This is a genomic window from Candidatus Thioglobus sp. (genome assembly GCF_028599055.1).
Classification (GTDB): domain Bacteria; phylum Pseudomonadota; class Gammaproteobacteria; order PS1; family Pseudothioglobaceae; genus Thioglobus_A.
In genome coordinates this window covers 16,507-19,157 of sequence record NZ_JAQRMS010000010.1, presented here as the reverse complement: position 1 = coordinate 19,157, position 2,651 = coordinate 16,507, and the positions used below count along the sequence as shown (strand labels likewise).

Annotated in this window: 3 protein-coding genes and 1 other RNA gene; all 4 read left to right on the top strand. The window is 40.4% G+C overall.

Going from position 1 to position 2,651, the window contains the following annotated elements:
- The first annotated feature begins 27 nt into the window (after nt 1-27).
- An RNA gene (ffs, locus tag PSN35_RS01565) (signal recognition particle sRNA small type) lies at nt 28-123 on the top strand.
- A gap of 28 nt (nt 124-151) precedes the next feature.
- Nucleotides 152-1,756: a DNA polymerase III subunit gamma/tau gene (dnaX, locus tag PSN35_RS01560; protein ID WP_300028599.1), complete on the top strand. Its 1,605-nt coding sequence runs from the start codon at nt 152-154 to the stop codon at nt 1,754-1,756.
- Between the two features lie 8 nt (nt 1,757-1,764).
- A complete protein-coding gene (locus PSN35_RS01555; protein WP_300028597.1) occupies nt 1,765-2,088 on the top strand; it encodes a YbaB/EbfC family nucleoid-associated protein in 324 nt (107 codons plus the stop codon).
- A gap of 9 nt (nt 2,089-2,097) precedes the next feature.
- The coding region (gene recR / locus PSN35_RS01550) for a recombination mediator RecR (RefSeq protein WP_300028595.1) at nt 2,098-2,651 on the top strand (554 nt) is incomplete at its 3' end.

The following is a 2,651-nucleotide window of genomic DNA, read 5'->3' as shown; positions in this document are numbered from 1 at the left end:
TTCGCGTAAAATAATTTTTGGTAGTGCTTAGGGTGCGCCTGCAATAAATGGTTACAAACCCCGCCAGGTCCGGAAGGAAGCAACGGTAGTAATTTTTTTATGTGTTGGATGTTATTCTGGGTGCTGCCACTTTTGAATTATTCTTTTTAGTATGAGTGACCATTATCAAGTCCTAGCACGCAAATATCGCCCGCATACGTTTGGCGAATTAGTTGGGCAAACTCATGCTAAAAAAACCTTGGTTAATGCACTCGATGCTAATAGTCTGCATCACGGTTTTTTATTTACTGGTACGCGTGGTGTGGGCAAAACCACCATTGCTCGCATCTTTGCTAAATCTATTAATTGTGAGGCAGGTGTAAGCTCTACGCCTTGCGGGTCTTGCCCTACTTGTTTGGAAATTGACAAGGGTCAGTCAGTTGATTTGATTGAACTAGACGCTGCTTCTCACACAGGCGTGGATAACATGCGCGATATTTTAGAAAATGCGCAGTACATGCCGACTAAAAATCGCTATAAGATTTATCTGATTGATGAAGTACACATGCTTTCAAAAAGTAGCTTTAATGCACTGCTAAAAACCCTTGAAGAGCCACCTGAACATGTAAAGTTTTTGTTAGCGACGACTGATCCGCAAAAGCTGCCTGTAACAGTTCTATCACGCTGTTTGCAATTTACCTTGCAACAGCTAACTCATGAAGAAATATTGGGCCAGCTTAAGTTTATTATGGATGCTGAGAATTTAAGCTATGAAGAAGCAGCGCTAGCTCAAATTGCCACGTTTGGCAATGGCTCAATGCGTGACGCATTAAGCTTGCTAGATCAGTCAATTTCTTATGGCAATGGCACAGTCACCAGTAAAGATATTAAAGCCATGCTTGGTTTGGTTCATCATGATGATATTATCACCCTAGCCAAACATCTATTTAATCAAGATGCTAAAGCGGTGATTGAATTTATCAAAGACTTGGCTCATCGTGGCGAGAATTTAACCAATGCCTTAAAAGATTTAAGCTCTTTATTTCATCAAATATCTTTGGCACAAATTGTTAATGATGAGACTGATACTGATATTAAAGAACTGTCGCAAGCCATCAGCAACCAAGATTTGCAAATTTTTTATCAAATGGCCATTAATGGTAGCAAGGATATGTCGCTTGCCCCGAGCGAACAGATTGGCTTTGAGATGACATTACTGAGAATGCTGGCTTTTCATTCAGACATTCAAAGTCAAAACCCTTCGGAAAAAAAAACTCTAAAAATCAAGCCTAGTCGCCCGACTAGTGATAATAACAGCACAGCATCAGAGGCGCCAAAGGTAGACTATAAAGAGGCGGTAGAAACACAGCCAAGCAACACATCAAAAATTTCCAGTCAACAAGAATGGGAAACGCTAAGTCAAACGCTTCATTTTTCTGGTGGCGCTAAAATGTTGGTTAAAAATACCCTGTTTACTTCGTTTAAAAACAACACGTTAACACTCACACTAGATGAGCAATTTGCCAATTTATTGAGTGACCACGTACAAAAAAATATTCTTGAAATTCTTAAGACTCAATACCCAAATTTAACCCTGGTGATTGAGTTAAACAAACCAACAGAGCAAACCCTTGCACAAAAAGAAACCGAGGCTCATAATCAATACTTAGCCACCATTCAACAAGAGTTTCTAAGTGACGAAATTGTGCAAAAACTAGAGCAAACTTTTAATGCAAAAGTTGACATTAATTCAATTAAAGAGATAACCAAACACTAGGAGATATTATGCTTAAAGGCGGAATGGCTGGAATGATGAAAAAAGCCCAGCAAATGCAAGACAACATGCAAAAGGCACAAGAAGAAATTAAAGCATTAACCGCTACTGGAAAGGCTGCTGGCGGCGCGATTGAAGTTACCATCAATGGTGAACACCTAGCGACAAATGTTAAAATTGATGAGATGGTAATGGATGACAAGGACATGCTTGAAGATTTAATTTTAACGGCAATAAATGACGCTACTACGCAAATCTCTAGCGCTTCGGCAGCAAAAATGAAAGGCGCAACTAGTGGCATGAACTTACCTGGTGGCATGAATCTACCATTCTAATAGCTACTAATGATTGAATCACTCAATAAAGCGTTTTGTGCACTACCTGGTGTGGGTAGTAAAACCGCTCAACGCTTTGTTTATCACTTGTTGGAGCGTGATCGTAATGGCGGCTTTGAGCTCGCCAAAGCCCTAGTTAACGCCATGGAGCACGTGCAACATTGCACCTCTTGTCGAACCCTGAGTGAGAAAAATATCTGCAATATTTGTAGTAACGATACGCGTGATAGCACTCAGTTATGTATTGTAGAGACACCAACTGACATTCATGCGATTGAACAAAGTGGGGTTTACAAAGGAAAATACTTTGTACTAAGCGGCTATCTATCCCCCATTGACGGCATTGGCGCTAGTGAGCTTGGACTGGGTGAGTTAGAGCAAAAACTTTCAGATAATCAAATAACAGAAATTATTCTTGCTACCAATGCCACAGTTGAAGGCGAGGTAACCGCACACTACATTAGCAACATGGCTAAGCAATTTAATGTGCAAATTACTCGTATTGCACACGGCATTCCGATTGGTGGCGAGTTAGAATATGCAGATATCAACACCATTGCTCA

Coding starts and splice junctions, on each gene's coding strand:
- PSN35_RS01555 (WP_300028597.1), top strand. CDS start 1,765: ATGCTTAAAGGCGGAATGGCTGGAATGATGAAAAAAGCCCAGCAAATG.
- dnaX (WP_300028599.1), top strand. CDS start 152: ATGAGTGACCATTATCAAGTCCTAGCACGCAAATATCGCCCGCATACG.